This is a genomic window from Microlunatus soli (genome assembly GCF_900105385.1).
In the GTDB taxonomy this organism is placed as follows: domain Bacteria; phylum Actinomycetota; class Actinomycetes; order Propionibacteriales; family Propionibacteriaceae; genus Microlunatus; species Microlunatus soli.
On sequence record NZ_LT629772.1, the window covers coordinates 5,254,825 to 5,272,867 of the forward strand.

At 65.1% G+C, this 18,043-nt stretch carries 15 protein-coding genes; 5 read left to right on the top strand and 10 right to left on the bottom strand.

The window, feature by feature from the left end; genetic code table 11:
• Positions 1–217: 217 nt before the first annotated feature.
• Entirely contained in the window at positions 218–784 is a 567-nt protein-coding gene (locus BLU38_RS24120; protein ID WP_197679838.1) for a MarR family winged helix-turn-helix transcriptional regulator, read from the bottom strand.
• A gap of 107 nt (positions 785–891) precedes the next feature.
• Between BLU38_RS24120 and BLU38_RS24125 the strand changes: the two genes are divergently transcribed.
• Positions 892–3,063: an MMPL family transporter gene (locus BLU38_RS24125; protein WP_231920014.1), complete on the top strand. Its 2,172-nt coding sequence runs from the start codon at positions 892–894 to the stop codon at positions 3,061–3,063.
• On the opposite strand, the gene BLU38_RS24130 is transcribed toward BLU38_RS24125, so the two are convergent.
• The gene (locus BLU38_RS24130) at positions 3,060–3,404 is read right to left on the bottom strand and encodes a hypothetical protein (protein ID WP_157683675.1); all 345 of its coding nucleotides are present in this window, start codon (positions 3,402–3,404) and stop codon (positions 3,060–3,062) included. The genes BLU38_RS24125 and BLU38_RS24130 overlap by 4 nt on opposite strands.
• A 273-nt stretch (positions 3,405–3,677) precedes the next feature.
• On the opposite strand from BLU38_RS24130, the gene BLU38_RS24135 reads away from it, so the two are divergent.
• Positions 3,678–4,421, top strand: a complete 744-nt coding sequence (locus BLU38_RS24135; RefSeq protein WP_197679839.1) for a hypothetical protein — start codon at positions 3,678–3,680, stop codon at positions 4,419–4,421.
• Positions 4,422–4,598: 177 nt separating this feature from the next.
• The gene (locus tag BLU38_RS24140; RefSeq protein ID WP_091528253.1) at positions 4,599–6,920 is read left to right on the top strand and encodes an arylsulfatase; all 2,322 of its coding nucleotides are present in this window, start codon (positions 4,599–4,601) and stop codon (positions 6,918–6,920) included.
• Between the two features lie 112 nt (positions 6,921–7,032).
• Here BLU38_RS24140 and BLU38_RS32100 read toward each other — a convergent pair whose 3' ends face one another.
• From BLU38_RS32100 to BLU38_RS24175, 8 genes are all read right to left on the bottom strand, one after another.
• The gene (locus BLU38_RS32100) at positions 7,033–9,702 is read right to left on the bottom strand and encodes a helix-turn-helix transcriptional regulator (RefSeq protein WP_157683676.1); all 2,670 of its coding nucleotides are present in this window, start codon (positions 9,700–9,702) and stop codon (positions 7,033–7,035) included.
• Between the two features lie 483 nt (positions 9,703–10,185).
• Positions 10,186–10,746: a DUF7144 family membrane protein gene (locus BLU38_RS31485; RefSeq protein ID WP_197679840.1), complete on the bottom strand. Its 561-nt coding sequence runs from the start codon at positions 10,744–10,746 to the stop codon at positions 10,186–10,188.
• A gap of 60 nt (positions 10,747–10,806) precedes the next feature.
• Positions 10,807–12,582, bottom strand: coding sequence for a SulP family inorganic anion transporter (locus BLU38_RS24155; RefSeq protein WP_091528258.1), 1,776 nt, complete (start codon positions 12,580–12,582; stop codon positions 10,807–10,809).
• Positions 12,583–12,639: 57 nt separating this feature from the next.
• The gene (locus BLU38_RS31040) at positions 12,640–12,822 is read right to left on the bottom strand and encodes a hypothetical protein (protein ID WP_157683677.1); all 183 of its coding nucleotides are present in this window, start codon (positions 12,820–12,822) and stop codon (positions 12,640–12,642) included.
• Positions 12,823–12,922: 100 nt separating this feature from the next.
• Positions 12,923–13,417, bottom strand: coding sequence for a DUF1269 domain-containing protein (locus BLU38_RS24160; RefSeq protein ID WP_091528260.1), 495 nt, complete (start codon positions 13,415–13,417; stop codon positions 12,923–12,925).
• Between the two features lie 60 nt (positions 13,418–13,477).
• Positions 13,478–15,214, bottom strand: a complete 1,737-nt coding sequence (locus BLU38_RS24165) for a SulP family inorganic anion transporter (RefSeq protein WP_091528263.1) — start codon at positions 15,212–15,214, stop codon at positions 13,478–13,480.
• 154 nt (positions 15,215–15,368) lie between these two features.
• Positions 15,369–15,956 (bottom strand): TM7S3/TM198-like domain-containing protein, encoded by a 588-nt coding sequence (locus BLU38_RS24170; protein WP_091528266.1) that lies wholly within the window; start codon positions 15,954–15,956, stop codon positions 15,369–15,371.
• A gap of 4 nt (positions 15,957–15,960) precedes the next feature.
• Entirely contained in the window at positions 15,961–16,800 is an 840-nt protein-coding gene (locus BLU38_RS24175) for a mechanosensitive ion channel family protein (RefSeq protein ID WP_157683678.1), read from the bottom strand.
• A 263-nt stretch (positions 16,801–17,063) separates the two neighbouring features.
• Between BLU38_RS24175 and BLU38_RS24180 the strand changes: the two genes are divergently transcribed.
• Both BLU38_RS24180 and BLU38_RS24185 read left to right on the top strand, forming a co-directional pair.
• Positions 17,064–17,732, top strand: coding sequence for a GAP family protein (locus BLU38_RS24180; RefSeq protein ID WP_091528272.1), 669 nt, complete (start codon positions 17,064–17,066; stop codon positions 17,730–17,732).
• A gap of 89 nt (positions 17,733–17,821) precedes the next feature.
• Positions 17,822–18,025: a hypothetical protein gene (locus tag BLU38_RS24185; protein ID WP_091528275.1), complete on the top strand. Its 204-nt coding sequence runs from the start codon at positions 17,822–17,824 to the stop codon at positions 18,023–18,025.
• The last annotated feature ends 18 nt before the right edge of the window (positions 18,026–18,043 follow it).

Below are 18,043 nucleotides of genomic sequence, written 5' to 3' on the forward strand. Positions count from 1 at the left end.
GGCAACGTCGTGATTCGGGGGATTTGCGGCGGCGTGTGCGGGCGGTGCGGCTCCAATGTCGGGGGATACGAGCTGCAGCGACCGAGCGTGAAGTTCGGACTTGTCACGCGACGGGTTGGATCATCACCGACGGCGGCCGGGACTCTCGAACGGTGCGCCGCTGCCAGCGAGTAGCGGTCGGCGGCGCACCGGGCTTCCGGGCACTGTCCCTCTTCTGTCAGGTGGTCGACGGGTCCTGATCCACGAAGCTTGCCTCCAAGGCGTCGGCGGTAGTGATCAGGAACCGGCGGACGGCATCACGCTCGGCGGCGGTCAGTGCAGCGGCCGGTCCGAATCGACTGGCCTGCTGTCGACCGACGATGTCGATCGCGCGCCGCCGGCTGGCCGGGGCGACGGAGATCGCCAGGGCCCGTCGATCGTGCGAATGTGGGTGGCGGGTGACATGCCCGGCCCGCTCGAGGCGATCGAGCATCTTCGTCGTCGAGGCCGTGGTGATTCCCAGATGCTCGGCGAGCGCGCGCGCCGTGACGGTCTGTCGTCGATTTGCCGCAACGATCAGGAAGTGCAGCGCTCGCAGGTCCGTGTCGTTCAACGCCATCCGGTGCCGGGCAGCTGTGGCGAGGCGTTGCTCGACTTCACGCAGCCGGCCCATCGCCGCCATGATCGCATCCACCTGGGCGATGTCGTCGGGGGAGAGTTCCGAGGCGTCGACCAGCTCGGCGTCGGGATCGCTGGCGGCCAGATCGTACAGCGACCCGGGTGGGCGCTCCGCTTCTGGCGTCACGGTCGTCTCCTCCGATGGTCGGCTCGCCCAGCTGACGATAGCCGAACACTCGCCATGGTGTATTGCATGCTAGGTTGATTGCTAGCCAGGCTAGCTAAAGGGGTATCGTGACGGACCAGAATGAAGCGACGCCAGCACCGGCGGTGCAGGGTGCTCAGCGCGGCCGTCGCGCGTTGCGCTTGGTATTGCCTGCACTGTTGATCATCGGATGGCTGGTCGCCGCGTCGGTCGGCGGTCCGTATTTCGGCCGGGTGGACGAGGTGTCGTCCAACGACAACACCAGCTATCTGCCGGCCGGGGCCGAGGCGACGCAGGTGCAACAACGGCTCACCGACTTCACCGGCGGCGACACCATTCCCGCGGTTGTGGTGTTCGCTGCCGACCAACAGCTCAGCGCCGACCGGCTCGACCGACTCAACGACGCGGTGAAGCAAGCGGCCGCCGTTGAGGGCGTGTCCGACGACTTCTCCCCGGTGGTTCCGTCGGAGGACAAAGTAGCGGCCGAGGCGTTCCTACCGATCAACAGCGACGCCGACATCGGCGAAACCGTGACCGCCGTCCGCGCTGCTCTGGACAAGGGCACGCCGTCCGGCATTGCCGTCCATGTCACCGGTCCGGCCGGCTTCACCAGCGACCTGACCGACGCCTTCGGTGGCATCGACGGGCTGCTGCTCGGTGTAGCGCTCGGTGCGGTGTTGATCATTCTGGTGATCGTCTACCGCTCACTGCTGCTGCCGCTCCTGGTATTGATCACCAGCCTGTTCGCGCTCTGCGCGGCACTGCTGGTCGTCTGGTGGCTGGCCAAGGCTGAGGTGCTGGTGCTGACCGGCCAGACCCAGGGGATCCTGTTCATTCTGGTGATCGGTGCCGCCACCGACTACTCACTGCTCTACACCGCCCGCTTCCGCGAGGAACTCGGACGGCGACGCGACAAGCTGGCCGCGACTGGCGCGTCGCTGCGCGGCACCTTCGGTCCGATCCTTGCCTCCGGCGGAACGGTGATCGCGGGTCTGCTCTGTCTGCTGCTCAGCGATCTGAACTCCAACAAATCCCTCGGGCCGGTGGCGGCGATCGGCATCGTCTTCGCACTGCTCGGTGCGCTCACCCTGTTGCCGAGTCTGCTGTTGCTGTTCGGGCGTGCCGCCTATTGGCCACGGGCGCCGCGGGCGACCGAGCACGACGACCACCGGCCGGCGGACGTCTTGTCGTCGGGTCCGTATGCCCCGATCGGCTCCGCGATCGCCCGTCGTCCCCGAACGGTCTGGATCATCGCCACCCTGATCCTGCTGGCCGGGTCGGCCGGACTGACCCAGCTGCGGGCCGACGGCGTTCCGCAGAGCGAGTTGGTGCTCGGGACCTCCGATGCCCGCGACGGCCAACAGGTCTTGGCCAAGCACTTCCCGGGCGGGTCGGGCACCCCGGTCTACGTGATCACCGCCCGGTCCGATCTGCAACGAACCGCGAACAGTCTGCTGGCCGACGACGGCGTCGACCAGGTCGCGGTCACCGCCACCGATTCGCCGTCCGGAACGCTGCCGGTCACCTCCGACGGCGTCACGACCATTCCTGGGTCGACGGCCACGCCGACGGTCTCCGACGGTGACGTCCTGCTGCAGGCCACCCTCGCCGATCCTGCCGACAGCGACGCGGCCGAACAGACGATCGTCGCGTTGCGGTCTGTGCTCGGCGGTTCTGCCGAGATCGGCGGCGAGACCGCCACCGCCGTTGACACGAACGCTGCGTCGATCCATGATCGGAATCTGATCATCCCGATCGTGCTGGTGGTGATCATGATCATCCTGATGCTGTTGCTCCGGTCGGTGCTGGCGCCGATCCTGTTGATCGTCTCGACCGTTCTGTCCTTGGGAACGGCGATGGGGGTCTCGGCGCTGATCTTCGATCACGTCCTCGACCTGCCCGGTGCCGACCCGGCCGTTCCGCTGTACGGCTTCGTGTTCCTGGTCGCCCTGGGGGTGGACTACAACATCTTCCTGATGACGCGCGTGCGCGAGGAATCGAGTACGCACGGTACTCGCCCGGGCATTCGACGTGGGCTGTCGATCACCGGCGGGGTGATCACCTCCGCCGGCTTGGTGCTGGCCGCAACCTTTGCCGCGCTGGCGGTGATCCCGATCTTGTTCCTGCTGCAACTCGCGGTGATCGTCGCGTTCGGTGTGTTGTTGGACACCTTCCTGGTCCGCACCCTGCTGGTCCCCGCCCTGACCTACGACATCGGTCGAAGGATCTGGTGGCCTTCGGCGTTGGCGCGGCGTGGCTAATCCATCTGGGTCGCGAGTCTGAGCCGATCCATGCCCGATGGCTGGTCGAAGTCTCCGAACGCGAAGGTGACCGATTCGATCGTCCCGGTCAACTCGAACAGGCCGCGGTCCTCGTAGTCATCGCAGACCGGTGAACGACTGTCGATGCCGACGTCGAAGCATTCGGTGCCCGAGCGCAGCGGGATCTGACGTTCGACCCGGGTCTGGGCGACCTGATCTCCATCGACGAACACGGTCGCGGTCGCCGGACATCCCGGGGCGAGTTGATCGGAGGGTACGCCCATTCCGGCTGCGGCAGGTGGTCCCGGTCCCTGCCGTAGGGGGAACTCGTCGTTCGCCATGTCTGCATCGTTCAGCTCGTTCGACGCTGCCGATCCCCCGGAACAGGTGAACTTCGCGATCGCTGATCGGGCAAACCCGATGATCGAGCCCGGAACCGGCCGCTATCACCCGATTCGGACCCTCCGCGGCCCAACGGCCCCACGTAGCGTCCTGAGTCGCTGATCCAGGCACTTGCCACATCAGGAGATCGGCCAACGAACGCGCAGGCCTCAACAGCGGGATTCGGCGCCATGCGCGGCCCGGCAGTGAGGAAGCCGGCAGGGAGGACGAACGTGGAACGCACCGAGGATGAGCCGAACCGCGGCGACGAAGCACCGGCACCCGATCCGGATGCCAGGGCCGGCCTCGAAGCCGATCTCAGGAGGGACCTCAAGGATGATCTCGAGGCCGACATCAGGGCCGACATCGAGCAGGATCGTACGGCGACGATCCGGGACGTGATCGTGCTGCTGGTGTTGACCGCCACTGCGGTGATCACCGCGTGGTGTGGATTCGAGGCGTCCAAGTGGGGCGGGGAGATGTCGATCGCTTTCAGCCAAGCGTCCAGTAGCCGGATCCAGGCTGCGCGGGCACAGGGCGAGGCCAACACAGCGCGGCAGATCGACCTCAATCTGTGGACCTTGTACGTCCAGGCGCGAGCCGAATCCGATAGCCGGTTGGCCCGGTACGTCGAGGATCGCTTCACCGATCGTTTTCAGGTGGCGTTCGAGGCCTGGCAGCAAGGTGGACAGCAGGCCGACTCGCCGTTCGACCTCGCCGCCTACAAACCGCCGGGATCGGACGCCGCTGCGGCAGCCGACAAGAAGGCGGATCAGCGCTTCGCCGACGGATTGACCAACAACGCTCGCGGTGATCAGTACACCCTGCTGACGGTGTTGTTCGCGCTGGTGTTGTTTTTTGCCGCGGTGTCGCCACGGCCGGCTCGACCGCGCATCCAGTGGGCGCTGGTCGGGCTGGCGCTGCTGGTGTTCCTCGTCGGGATGATCCAGATGGTGCAGCTCCCGGTGATCATCTGAATCATCTCGCGTGGAGACGATGAGCGCAGACGCGGCCGTGGATGGCGTTCACCCGATACGGGCGACGACATCGGTGCAGCACCTGTCGACGATGAGTCCTGCTGGTATCTCGAATCGTCGTACGGACAGCGAACCGACGCCTTTGGGCGCCCGGCGAGCGCAACTGATGGAGGTATTGTGGTCACCGAATTCAATGGCGTCATCAACCTTGATGTACGCGATTCGATCCCCGACTGGGCTCCCTACGAGTTGGCCAAGGCGCCGGACGGCGCGCCCAACGTGTTGGTCGTGCTCTATGACGACACCGGGATGGCCTCGTGGTCGCCCTACGGCGGTCGGATCAACATGCCGACGCTGCAGCGGTTGGCCGACAACGGCCTGACCTACACCCAGTGGCACACCACTGCACTCTGCTCGCCGACTCGGTCCTGCTTCCTGACCGGCCGCAACCACACCACCAACCGGGTCGCGGCGATCATGGAAGCCACCAACGGCTTCCCCGGGGCCGCCGGGCGGATCCCGGACGAGTGCGCGACCATCGGCCATATCCTGCAGGACAACGGCTACAGCACCTTCTGGTTGGGCAAGGATCACAACGTCCCGGAGGAGGACAACTCCAGCGGTGGCAGCCGATCGCAATGGCCGCTGCAGATGGGCTTCGACCGGTTCTACGGCTTCCTCGGGGGCGAAACCAACAACTGGTACCCCGATCTCGTCGAGGACAATCATTTCGTCGATCAGCCCTACACCCCTGAGGAGGGGTACCACCTATCCAAGGACCTGGCCGATCAAGGCATCAAGATGATCCGTGATCAACAGGCGGCCAACCCGTCTCGGCCTTGGTACATGTGGTTCTGTCCCGGTGCCAACCATGCTCCACACCATGCCCCGCAGGAATACATCGACAAGTACAAGGGGCAGTTCGACGACGGCTATGACGCCTACCGTGGTTGGGTTCTGGGGCGGATGATCGAGCGTGGAGTGTTGCCCGAAGGCACCGAACTGACTCCGTTCAATCCGGTTCCGGATGATCAAGCCAACCCGGCTGACCAGGTACGGCCGTGGGACGAGTTGAGCGATGACGAGAAGCAGCTGTTCTCCCGGATGGCGGAGGTGTTCGCCGGCTTCAGTGAGTACACCGATGCCCAGATCGGCCGGATGGTGGACTACTTGGAGGAGACCGGCCAGCTGGACAACACCCTCATCTTCTATTGCGCCGACAACGGAGCCTCCGGCGAAGGTTCGCCGGACGGCTCGGTGAACGAGAACAAGTTCTTCAACAACTATCCAGACGACGTCTCCGAGAACTTGGCGATGCTGGACAAGCTGGGCAGCGCTGAGACCTACAACCACTACCCGACCGGGTGGGCGGCGGCATTCAGCACACCGTTCCAGATGTTCAAGCGGTACAGCCAATACTCCGGTGGCACCTGCGATCCGATGATCATCCATTGGCCCAAGGGCATCAGGGCGAAGGGAGAGATCAGACATCAGTATCATCACGCCACCGATATCGTGCCGACGATCCTGGAGGTAGCAGGCCTGGAGATGCCGGCGGTCTATCGCGGGGTCGACCAGCAGCCGGTCGCCGGTGTGTCGATGCGCTACAGCTTCGACCAGGCCGACGCGCCGACCCGGAAGAAGGTCCAGTACTACAACATGCTCGGTACTCGGGGAGTCTGGAAGGACGGCTGGAAGGCAGCTGCCACCCATGCTCCGATCACAGGAAAGGGCCACTTCGATCAGGACAAGTGGGAGTTGTATCACGTGGACGAGGATCGGTCGGAGTCCAAGGACCTGGCTGCGGAGCAACCGGAGAAACTGCAGGAGCTGATCGACGTCTGGTTCGCCGAAGCCAAGGCCTACAATGGGCTGCCACTGGACGACCGGACCGCGATGGAGCAGCTGACCATCGACCGCCCACAGGCCGAACCAAGGCGCAGCCGCTACATCTACTATCCGGGCACCAGCGCCGTTCCGGAAGGCGTTGCCGTTAATGTCCGTGGCCGGTCGTTCAAGATCATCGCCGACGTCGACCTGAGTGAGGGTGCCGAAGGGGTGTTGTTTGCCCACGGTTCACGATTTGGCGGTCACGCACTCTTCCTCGCCGACGGTGCCCTGCATTACGTCTACAACTTTCTCGGGATTCCGCCGGAACAGGAGTTCGTCTCGGAACGGATCACTCCCGGGCCGCATGCGCTGGGGATGGAGTTCACTCGGGAGAAGGCCGGCGAGCACAAGGAGTCGGTGGGCGCGACCAAGCTCTACGTCGACGATCAGGTGGTGGCGGAGGGGCCGATGCGAGCTCAGGTCGGCAAGTTCACGCTGTGTGGCGACGGTCTGTGCATCGGTTTCGACAGCGCCGATTCGGTGAGTAGGAGCTATCGGGCTCCGTTCACATTCACTGGCGGCAAGATCATCGGGGTCGGCGTCGACATCGGGGACGAAGGTTACCTCGATCTGGAGACCGAGGCGATGGCCGCGCTGGCCCGTGACTGATCATCCTCACCGCGGCCCTCTGCCGCGGTGAGGCAGAGGGCCGACCGGGCCAGTCATCGCCGTGAACGGAGCAGAACCAGGCTCGTTCGTTCGGAACGGATGCGGGCCGGTATCAGAGCAGATGCAGACCGCGGGCGATGGAGAGCGCCTCACTGCGCCGGGAGGCGCCGAGCTTGGCGTACAGGTTCGAGACATGGGTCTTGACAGTGTTCTCCGAGACGAACAGTTCGACGCCGATGTCGGCATAGGTCGAGCCGCGGGCAAGCTCTCGCAACACATCCCGCTCACGGGAGCTCAACACCGGCCGGACCGGTAACTCGGTCGCTCGGATCTGCTCCGACGGCGAGGGCATCGTCGCGGCACAGATCGCGCTCAGGTCGGCGCGGCTCTGCATGGCCGCTGCAACTTCATGGACCCAGGGACTCGCGCTGGTCTCCCTCAGCGCCGCCAGCAACACCTGCATCGGGGTGCCGTGCCGGCAGAGTCCGAGGAAGACCAGCGCATTGCGCCGGATCGCGGTCTCGGCGGCGGCTTCCCGGAGGCGACCCAACGCCTCCGAAGCTCGACCCGAGGCGTCCAAGAGTTGTGCCAAGCAGGTCAGGGCGAGCGCGCGGGTGCCGGCTGCGCGTTGATGCGTCGTGGTTACGGCCAGCTCGAAGTCCTCCAGGGCGGATTGGGGCTGACCGCTGAGGTCGGATCGGATGCCGGCGAGGAGGTGCTTTTCGCCGATCATGCCGGCCGCTCCGAGATCGGCCTCGATCGCGCCGACCCCGTCGACGTCGCCGACGAGTGCGGCAAGGCAGCCCCGCTCGACCTGAATGACCACCTTGAGATGTGACGGAAGATCATCGGCGATTGGAAGGTCGAACGGCATCGTCAGGATCTGCTCGGCCCCGATCAGATCACCTGCACCGGCGCGGGCACGTGCCTCATACAAACGGGCCCAGAACTGGCTGCAAAAGTCTGTCGGGTGCAGCGAGCGGTGTCGCGCGGGGCGGCCACTGTTGGTATCGGTCCACGGCACGTCGGCCATCGTGGCCAGGTCGTGGACCAGCGACGCGCGGTCGGCGGTGTAGCCGGTGACCGGATACGGTCCCGCGAGCGACGCTTCGTCGGCGAGCAGCGCGGCAGTGTGTTCGCGGCCCAGCATCAGCTGGGTCATCGCCAGGTAGCTGGTCGCCGATGCCGCGATGGCTGACAGTCGTGGCACGTTACGGCACAACCCGATGCAAGCTGTCAGATTGCGCTCGGCGCTGTCCAGCTCGCCGAGCCAGTTCTGCGCCGCGCCAAGCTCGATCAGCAGGATGGTCACCAACCCGAACTGTGTGGACCCCGTGTGCTCCCCGTCCGCACCGAATCGCGCGATCACGTCTTGAGCCTTGGTTGTGACGGCCCGCAGCTGCTCCCGAGTGATCCGTGCCTGCATCAGCTCGGCACAGACGGCCTCCAGATCGTTGGATCGATCTGTCGAATGCTGCACGATCCGGTCGAGCCAATGCCGGGCGGCGTCGACGTCACCGGCGATCCATCGCTCGACCGCGATCGGGAACCAGGCGTCGGGATAGTCGGCCACCTGTTCGGGGAAGGTCCGAACGAAGCGGGAGATCGCCTTGCCCTGGCCGCAGGCGATCATCGCGATGCCATCATCGGCGAGCAACGCGGCAGCCTCATCTGCCAGGTTGATCGATATCAGTCGTTCGAATGCTCGGTCGGCCACTCCTCGAGCAAGATCGAGATGGACGGCGACGGCAACGGTTCCGCGAGCCTGCTCGACATCGACGCCTCCGGCCGCCATCCGTCGCCGCACCACCTCGCGGAGCAGCGGATGGATGCGATACCAGGCAGCGGCGTCGGGATCGCTCCCGTCGGCGGTCTGCGATCCGGCCCGTTCCGGTCTGCTCACCCTGGTCACCAGTAGCCCGTCGGACGCCATCTCCGCCAGCAGTTGCGGAGCCTCCGGATTTCGCGACAAATGGGCCGCGGTGTCAGCGGCAACGACCACCTCACCGGCAACGCACAACAGCAGGTGACGTTCGCGATGCGAGAGCGCGGCCATCACCTCGTTGGCGACCCGGTCGGCGAAGCGTGTGTCACCGGCACCGAAATTGGCCGCCATCTGCAGCGGGTCGGGAGCCATCCGTACACTCCGCGCAGCCAGCACGACCGCGGCGCACCAGCCGCCGGCCCGACTGATGATCGCCTCAGTCACGGCCGCGTCGTCAGTCCGTGCATGCTGCTGGATCAGCTCGGTCGCCTCGTCGTCTGCCAGGCGCAGCACGTCGCCGCGGATAACCGCCAGGTCGCCGAGGAGCTGGGCGACCAGGCTGGTCTGCAGGAGATCCCAACGAGACAGCAACAACAATCGAAGTGAGGCGGGCTCGTGGCTCAGCCGTTCGTCGATGAAGCGGATCGTCGCGGCCGGCAGCCGCTGGGCGTCGTCGATCACGATCAGGTTGGGCGCAGCCGGGGCCGCGGTCGAAGCGTCCGCGTTCCGGGCAAGTCCGTCATCCGTGCCATCGCGGCCCGGGTCGGCCTCGATGATCGCCTGCGAGGGTCCGGCCGTAGCGGCGACTTGTCCGCGATCGATCAAGGACGCCAGCCGGCCAGGATTCCAAGCTGCACCGGCATCGATCCAGATAGCCGCGGGGCTGCCGTCGGCGTCATCCATGGTGCGGTGCCGATGGCGGACCCAGCCGGCGACGCCGAGGGTCTTGCCCGCGCCGGCCGGGGCGATGAGCATCGTCACGGGTGAATCGGCGTGGTCCAGTTCGTTCCACAGCACGTCGCGAGGGAGATAGCCACGCGGTAGTCGAGGCGGGGTTCCGGGTTCGAGATGGCGACTGTAGTTGAAATGTACCGATTCTGGTTGAAGGTGACGAATGTCTGAGCTCATTGAATGACCTGCCGTAGTTGAATGGGCAGGCACCGCTGCGGCTACTCGGGCGCCTGTCGATCGTCGACGGGGTCGGGTCCGGGCCCGACCCCGATCCAACCTGCGGAAATCCCCTCAGGAAGTGAATGCTAGGGCAAATCGCGTCGATCCGACAGAGGATGCAGGCCGTTTGATCTTGATGATCAGGTGGGCAACGTCATCTTGCCGTATAAACGGCATCGGTGTCGTCAGCGGGATCAGGCTCGGATTCCGGGTTGAAAGTCACGCCGATAGCACCGTGGTGCGATAGAATTCCACGCGCCATATGTCACGTCTGGTTGGGCTCGCGTCGGGTCTGTCTGCTGAAACCCGACTGGCCGGGGTTTCCTGTCGTCAGCGGCGGCGCAACTGTGTGCACAGCGCCCAGATCACGAAGACGTCGAAGGCGACGGTCAGCAGGCTCCAGAGTGGGTAGTACGGCATGAAAGCAAAGTTGGCGAGAGCGCTCAACCCAGCGAGGATCACGCCGGCGACCAAGGCCCACGACTTGGAGATGAGCACTCCGCCGCCGACGACGAGGGAGAACACGCCGATGACCAGGTGGATCCAACCCCACGCGGTCAGATCGAACGCGTAGCTGTAATCGAGGCCGGTGACGTACACCTTGTCACGAGCTATCGCCGCGATTCCCTGCAAGACTTGGAACAGCCCGGCGGTGATCAGCATCGTGCCGCCGAAGATTGTCCCGGTGAACGCCGCAGTGCTCTTCGCGGAAAGATCGAAATCTCCCGTGTCAGAGGTCGTGCTCATGAAACCTCCCAATGCCGTCACACAACAGATGTCGTGCATGTCGACTTCAACGTAGGGTGGCGATGGCATTTGGGGACTCACCTGTAACGGGTGAGCTGCATTGATGCTTCGATGATCTGCCCTGACCGGACCGAGGTCCAGCATATGAAATACCATATCAGAAATAATTCGACTTCGCTTCGACGGTCAGCTCCGACCGGTGCGTCAGTCATCCACGTCGGCGATCGAATCGCCGGTTGACGGCCCGGCCGTTCGGAGTCGCTGCAGCGCCTTGTCGACTGTCGCGGTCACCCAGCCAGCCCGTTGGTAGTCCACGAACCAATCCGATCTTGCCATTCGTTGTGCCGTGGCTGTCGGGAACGCGGCCAGTACCAGTCGCACGTCGTCCTTGATCAGCTTGTCGGCCAGATCGTGCAGTGTCTGAACGAGCGGGACGGTGACGTCGCGGACTGCGGTTCCCTCCAGGACGACCCCGTAGGTGCCTTCCGGATGGGCAGCACTGAGAACGGCGTCGGCCGTGGCATTGGCATTGCCGGCATAGAGGGAGCCGTCCAGATGCAGGAGCACGACGCCGGGTGGTGGGAACGAGTCATCGTCAGTGCCGCTGCCGGCGGACGGCGGATTGGTCGTCCATCCCTCGCTCGATCGGTAGAGCGGCCGAGCTCGCGCCCGATTGACGTTGCGGACCACCAGGGCAAGAGTCAGCACCACACCGACGGCGACGCCGATCAGCATCCCGCCGACAAGCCCGATCACCGCTACGACCACGGCAACCCACAACTCGGCTCTGTCGATCCGGGCGTACAGCAGAAAGTCGGCCGGTTTCAACAGTCCGAGAATGGCCACCATCACCATGGCCGCGAGGATCGCCCGTGGCAGATTGTCCAACAGCGGCGCCAACAGCAGCGCGACCAAGATCGCCAATGCTGCTGTGACCAGAGCTGCCAGCTGGGTGCGGGCACCGGCCCGGAGGTTCACCGCCGATTGGGAGAAGCCACCGGCCGGCGGCAGAGTCTGCGTGAGTCCGCCGCCGAGAGCGGCCACTCCGGTGGCCAACAGTTCTTGATCAACACTGATGGTGGGTTCGTCGCGCCGGCGGTTCGTGCGGGCAACCACCACCGTCTCCAGGAAGGCCATCACAGCGATCGCAAACGCGCCTGGAAGCAGACTGACAATATCGGCCGGGACCGGAGCGGTCGGGACCGGTAGGCCGGTCGGGACCTTGTCGATCAGACTCAGCCCGGCACCGCCCGCGGTGGTTTCCAGCGGCGTCATGATCACCAGCGCGATGCCCGCGACAACCACCACCAAGGGACCAGGAATTCTCGGAGCCAGCCGACGTAGACCCAGCAGGACGGCGAGTGCGACGACGGAGACGACGGTGGTGATCACGTCGAGGTCTTCCAGGTGTCCCAGGACGTTTCCGATCGTGACGAAGAAGCCGGCTTCGCTGACGTCGGACATTCCCAGTAGCGCGGGTAATTGAGACGCGGCGACCGTGAGCCCGACACCGATTCGGATGCCGGTCATGGTGGCCGGCGAGATGATCTCCACCAGGGACCCGAGCCGCAGCAGACGCATGATCAACAGACAGCCGCCGACCATCAGAGTGAGGGTGAATGCTGCCCGCAGCAGATCGTGGTCGGAAAGCTGCCCGGCATTGGGCAGCTCGGCCAGCGTGGTGGACACCAGGACGGCGATGGTGGACGTCGTCGAGACACTGATCGTCCGCGCTCCGCCCAACAATGCGTACAGGATGGCCGGCACCATGCAGGTGTAGAGGCCGATCTGGACCGGCAGTCCCGCGATCGTCGAATAGGCCATCGCCTGTGGGATCACGACGGTGCCGGCGGCCAGGCCCGCGATCACGTCGCCGCGAATCCAGGACCGGCGGTAGCCCTGCAACGACGGCGCGAGCCAGGCGGGGCGTCGACTCGTCCTCGCAGTGCCGGATCCCGCAGTGTCAGATGAGGTGGCCACAACTCAGCAGACCTCGGTCGGGCGGCGTGGCGGCTCACCCGTGATGGGTGAGGCCGCTCAGCCGGCCAGCTGCGTGACGGCGTGAATGATCAGATACGTCAAAGCGGCCAGCGCTCCGGCGACCGCGGCGATGATCAACAACATCGCTGCGATGCCCTCGACGACAGTGAGCACGACACCTGGGCCACGTCGCCGGTCGCTCGGCCACCGGCGGTAGGCCGGTGGAGGTGGATTCGACATCTTGTCCTCTGTCCGTCGTTTCGTTGATCAAGAGGGCATTCGGCCGTCAGCGAGCGAAGTCGCCGACCCGAACCAAATCTGGGTCGGCGACTTCATCGCGTCAGTCCTGGAATACCTGCCGCAGGGCCGATTCCTGTTCACCGGACATGTTGGTGAAGATCAGGTCTGTCGGCTCGTGGCCGGCGAAGGCTTCCTTCACTTTGTCCATCACGGCATCCGAGGTCATCACGAACAGCGCGGACGTCCCCGGTGTCACCTGGTCCCGGACTCGATTGATGAAACCATCATCGATCCCGACGTCGGTCAAGGCGCCGGAGATCGCGCCGCCCGCGGCACCGATAGCGGCGCCCAGCAGCGGCACGAAGAAGATCAGCCCGAACAACAGACCCCAGAACGATCCGCCCAGTGCACCGGCGGCCTTGGTCGACGTGAGCTGGCGAGTCTTCGGCTTCTTCGCACCCGGCTCCCAGGACACGGTCGCCGCATCATGCACGGTGATCACGTTCTCCTTCGCGAGATTCTGCAGGGTGACCGACGCCTGCTCGGCGCCGAGCGTCGAGTTGAACTTCCAGACAGTCAGTGTGGCTTGTGCCATCGCTACTCCTCGGTGTGTGCGGGGTGGTTCGTCGTTCGGTATCCGCTGTCCAGCCTGCGTTCACTCCGATCGCGGGGGATCACCCGTTCCTGGTGAGGGGTCGGCGGGTTGACGTGACGGGGAGTCTGCTGCTTCGTCCAGCGTCGTGCGCAACAGCGGTTCGGATCCAACCTCGGCCGTGGCCAGGACATCACGGACCCGGCCGACATTGCCTGCCAGGACCAGTTCGACACCGCGTGCATTCAGGTCGGCTCGCAGCTGGACGAGCATGCTCGCCGCGGTCAGGTCGATCAACGGTGTGCTGCGTCCGTCCAGAACGACCACTCGAAGATCGTCGACGTCGGCGGCCAGCTCGTTGATCCGGTCGCGGACGTAGTCGGCATTGGCGAACAGCAGCGCCGACTCGACTCGGACGGCGAGGACGCCCGGAAGTGATGGATTGCCGGGATGTCGGCTGATGTCGACCCAGAGCCGGTTCGGCTCGTCACCTACCGGGGCCAAGGATGCAATGTGTGGGCGTGAGGTACGAGCGATCAACAGTGCCAACGAAACCGCAATGCCGATGATCAAGCCGGGCAGGGTGTCGAAGACCAGAACACCGATCAGCGCTGCTACGGCCGCGACGAAGTCGATCCGGGCCGTCAACTGGTAGATCTTGGCGACCCGGCCGCTCTGCACCCGCCACAGTCGTCGCAGTGCGCGGAAGTCGATCAACTCGAGCACAGCGGCGATGACGACCGCTGCCAAAGTCGCCTCGGGCAATTTCTGGAACAAGCCGGTCAGGAACAGCAGGGTGACGACAGTCAGCAGCGCCGCCGTGATCGCCGATACTTGCGACTTGGCGCCGGCCGACCCGTTCACTGCGGTCTTGGAGAGGCTGCCGTTCACCACCATCCCGGAGGCCAAACCGGCTCCGAGATTGGCCACGCCGAGACCGAGCAGCTCGCGGTTCGGATCGATCGAGTAACCCTGTTTGGCGGCATAGGTCTTGGCTGCGCCGAGGCCTTCGGCGAAGCCGAGCAGCATCACGCCGATCGACGGACCGAGCAGATCGAGGAAATCCTTGCCACTGATGTCCGGCAACCCGAGGTGGGGCAGTCCGGAGTCGATGTGGCCGACGATCTCCAAGCCGTGCTTGTCGAGATCGAACAGGAAGACCGCTCCGATGCTGGCCAGCGCAACCAGCAACGAACCGGGCAACAGTGGGATAAATCGCTTCAGGACCAGGACCAGCGCGAGACAGCCGCCGCCGACGGCGATCGTCAACAGGTCGACCCCACCGAGGTGCGTGATCACGCTGGCCAGCTTCTCGAAGAAGTTTCCGTGGCCCTTCTCGATCCCCAGCAGGGCGGGAACCTGGCCGATCATGATCGTCAGCGCCATGCCGATGATGAATCCCTTCAGTACCGGCTCGGAGATGAAGGATGCGAGAAATCCGAGTCGGAGCGCGCCGGCAGCCAGCGCGACGACTCCGGTCGCGAGCGCCAGCGTCGTACTGAGTGCGATGTAGGCGGCCGGATCACCCTTCGGTGCGACCACGGCGACAACGCCGGCCGACAGCGCTGCGGTGGCAGACATCGGACTGACGACCAGGTGTCGCGAGGTGCCCAGCAGGGAGTACAGCAGTAGTGACGGTACGGCGGCGTACAGACCGGTGACCGGTGGCACGCCGGCTAGCCCGGCGTAGGCCAATGACTCGGGGACGAGTACGGCCCAGACCGTCAGGCCGGCGATCACGTCGTGCCGGACCCAACTGCCGCGAAAACCGACATAGGACGGTGCGAGAATGCGCGGCACGCGGAAACCTCCAGTTCTCGATCAAGATCACCAGGTCCACCCGTGGTCTTCTCGGAACGTAGGCGGCCGGTGCGGCACCACGCGTCACCCGGATCAGGTGACTTCACCGTGGGCAACGATAGAAGTCGCGAGAGGATGACGGATCCGAGCTCGGCTATTGTTTCCGTCCGCTCGATCTGTCGTCCGCGTCGCGCCGCCCTAAACCGACCGCGGACTGAACGCGATGGCCGAGCACGGTCAGCACGATCCAGGCCGCGCCAAGCAGCAGCCCGCCGACGGCGGCCCTCGGACGCCACAGGTCACTCAGCGGATCGGGCCATAGCCGGCCAAGTCCCGACAGTGCGAGTGCTGCACCGGCGAATGCGGTCAGCCAGCGCAGTACGTGGTGCCGGCGACGGTTGATCAGCAGTCCGCCGAGGAAGCCGGCGGCCGGCACCACAATGATCGCCAACAACCAGTTGTGGTCGGAGCCGTTGGCCAGTTGGAAGACCTTGGCACCGACGACGGCGCCGAGGCAGACACCGGAGATGAAGAAGACGAACCGAGCCAACAGGAGCGTCGTGATGAACGCCATCACTGCGCCGGCGCAGCCGACCAGGATCGTCAGCTGCCAGGTCGCGTGCAGAGCGTCGGCGAGCAACCAGGCGGCGCCGAAGCCCGCGACGGCGATCGTCACACGCACGGAGCGGGCACCGAGGAAACACAGCGCGGCGCCGATGATCATCAACACGATGCCCGACATCGGACTAGAGCTCTTCACTGATACTGATCGCAGCCGGGCCCGGAGGCCAACCAACCGCAACGGTCCCGCCGCGCTCTTCGAAGGCCGTGCCGACGGCCGCCGCAACTCGCGAGCTGGTCTGCGATCGTCCTTCTGGATGGTGCCAGATCCGGAGTGTGACTGTCAGCTCCGCCGGATCGGCGGCGATCAGCAGGACGGCCGGACGCGGCGAGTCCAGCACCCCTCGAACCGAACGGGTCGCGGTCAGCACGATGTCGGTGGCGCTGGCGAGATGATCGTCGACGTGGCCATTGGAGGGTAGGTCGGCCCGCTTGATCCGGACGGCGATCTCCGAACGCGCCTGCTTGCTTGCGGAGTAGTTGACCAGCGCACTGTCCATCACAGCATGGTTGGGCAGGTGCGCGGTGCGACCGTCAAGGGTTTGAAGTACGACCGACCTGGAGTTCAGTCCTTTAACGTATCCGCGGTAGCCGCAGGTCTCCACCAGATCTCCGAGACGAACCGGATGGCGGGCCTGGATGACAAGCCCGGCGCCGAAGTTGTCGGCGATGCCACGGATCACCAGATACACCGAGGCCAGCACCAGCAGGGTAGCCGCCAAGACTGGCTGTATCGGTGCCCCGAGGATGGCCAACAGCACACCGGCCCCCAGGATGAGGACCAGATAGCGAGCGATCCGAGCGGCCTGGAGAGCAAGGTCATCGGCTACCCCGTTGACGCTGTGCCCGATCCGCAACACGAGTCGATAGACGACGCGGCCGGCGATCACAGTGCCGATCACGGCGACGACCGCCCAGAGCACCGTCGCCAGCGTGAGGTCGAGCCCGGCCAGCGGAATCTTCACCTCGGCGGGTGGAAAACTCGAGCCGGGGGTCATGGCGTCGTCGACCGACGTACGGACCGGGTCACTCTTCGAGCATCCACGGAGCACAGGGAGGTGGCCTCGCCCGAAACCGGTGAGGGCATCTAGATCGTCCGAACATAGCGTCGGCGGCGTCGACGCGACACTACCGCCAGCCAGCCGGGCGCCCGCTGGCGGTGAACGAAGGACACAACAGCCGAAGGCCACAGCAGGCGATCGGCACAACAGTCGAAGGCGGCGCGGACATGGGACAGGTGATCGGAGACATTCTGCCGATCGCGCTTGCCATCGCGATCTCTCCGATGCCGATCATGGCCGTGGTGCTGATGTTGATGTCGGCACACGGCCGGGGTGCGTCGTTGGCATTCCTGCTGGCCTGGATCCTCGGTGTCGCGATGGTGGTCACGATCGCGACGATCGCTATCAGTCCGGCGTCCGGGGACGACGATGGCCCGTCCAGGGTGGCTTCGCTGATCAAGGTTCTGCTCGGTGTGGCCACACTGGTTCTGGCCTTCAGACAATGGCGTAAGCGACCCGAGGCAGGGCAGGAACCGGCGCGGCCGCGCTGGATGGCGACAATCGACAGCATGACGGTGGGCAAGGCCTTCGTGACGGGTGCCGTGTTGTCGACGGTGAACCCCAAGAACCTGGCGCTCGGGCTGACCGGTGGAGTCACGATCGGTGCGGTCGATCTCGGGGCCGGGGGCGCGGTCATCGCGATCGTCGTCTTCGTTGCCATCGCTTCCTGCACGGTGGCGGCGCCGGTGTTCGCCTACCTGACGGCACCGGATCGTGTCAGGGCTCCGCTGGACGGACTCCGCGTCTGGTTGGAGCATCACAACGCCGCTGTGATGGCGGTGTTGCTGCTGCTGATGGGCGTTTCGATCATCGGCAAGGGTGTGGCCGGTCTGTGACAGCGATGGAGATCGTCGCGACGCGATGGGAGAGAGTCTCTGATGAATGACGGTGGCCGTGTGACCTCCGTACGACGCGGGAGCGAGAGATGAGCAAGATGCTGATCCGTGTCGACGTGGATCTCTCCGACGAACTCGTCAGCGCATTCCCGTACCTGACCGCACGCCACCACCGGGCATCGACCACGTTGACCGGTGAGATCGCCGACCAACAGGAACTCCAGGGATTGCTTGCCCTGTTGGATTCCCTGGGGATCTCGGTGATCGAGGTCGTCACCGTCCCCGACGACTGACAGTGTCTCGGGACCGAG